The sequence below is a fragment of the Kitasatospora sp. UYEF31 genome, from assembly GCF_057291755.1.
Genome location: NZ_JBXAWK010000155.1, coordinates 1 through 1,318 on the forward strand (window position 1 = coordinate 1; position 1,318 = coordinate 1,318).

The window sequence follows — 1,318 nt, forward strand, 5'->3', positions numbered from 1 at the left end:
TTAGTAGGCGTAGGAGTTCGTGGCAGGTGATCGGGATCAGGTCGTCCTCCTGGTCGGGTTGAGGGACCGTGTCCCGTTCCCGGGCTGCGGTGACGGCGAGGTAGGCGTAGGCGACCAGGGCGGCGGTGGACCAGCGGTGCCAGCTGGTCCAGGTCGTGACCTGGCCTTTGTCCAGGCCTACCGCGTTCTTCGCGGCCTGGAAGTCCTCCTCCACCCGCCACCTTCGGCAGACCACGGCGACCAGGGTGGCCAGTGGGACGGGCACGGGGGTCCAGCAGCGGAAGAAGGAGACGGTGCGGGTGTAGCGGTGGCGGCGGGCCAGCAGTACGGAGGCGCCGGGGGCGTGTCCGGCGGGGGTGTCGTCGGCGGTGACCTCGACCATGGCCCAGTCGTAGTCGCGGGCCCCCTTGCCGCCGGTGCCGGTCCGCATGCGCGCCCAGGCCCGGCCGGGGATCAGTTTCAGGATGTTCTTGCAGGTCACGGGCCCGGCTTGGGTGGTGGCCCGGTGGTTGGAGCGTACGGCGATCGCGTAGCTGAGTTCCAGTTCCCGGCAGGTTCGGCGCAGGGCGCGGCTGCCGTAGACCTCGTCGGCGGTGAAGAAGGAGGCGCGGATCCCGGCGGCGACGGCGCGCCGGAGCATGGCGGCGGCCTGGTCGGTCTTCGGGGTGAAGGCCAGCTCGTCGGGGACGCCGGCCAGGTCGCGGCGCTCGTCGTCGGCGGCCCAGTCCTTGGGCAGGTACAGGGAGCGGTCGATGATGGTGTGGCCGCGGCCGGTGGCATAGGAGAGGTGGACGGCGACTTGGCACAGGCCGATGCCGCCGAGGGAGCCGGAGTGCTGGTAGCCCGCCCCGACCGCATCGGCGGAGGCCTTCTCGTCCCCGGTCTCGTCAGCGATCAGGATGCCGTCGCCGTCGTCGAGTTGGGCCGCCGCCCACCGGGTCGCCGCGTCCAGAACGGCACGGTCGTCCCAGCTCGCACGCGACAGCAGGTGCTGCAAGCGGTGCGGACCACGATGGCCGACTGCCTCGGCCAGGGTCCAGCAGTTGACGTTCTCCAGTTCCATCAGCAGGCCCTGGGTCATCTCCCGGAACGCCGCTCGGCTCTCCCGGCGGGGAAAGCTGCAGGCCAGCAGGCCCATCAGGCTCTCGAAGGCATCCTGGTGCCGCTCGTACGATATTGTGCCGACGGCGGCCGCCGCGTACTGATGTTGAGTCACATCTCGTCATTATCGCAGCGGCCGCCGCTGTCTTCGCAGCCACCCGCACCCCAGCTGACCAGCACCTCAACCGGCAAGATCACGATCTACAGCTGCCGTGTC

Annotated in this window: 1 protein-coding gene; it reads right to left on the minus strand. The window is 70.2% G+C overall.

Going from position 1 to position 1,318, the window contains the following annotated elements:
* Positions 1 to 1,216: IS701 family transposase (locus AC0Z36_RS29675; protein ID WP_485466183.1), on the minus strand; the 1,216-nt coding region annotated here is incomplete at its 3' end.
* Positions 1,217 to 1,318 lie beyond the last annotated feature (102 nt).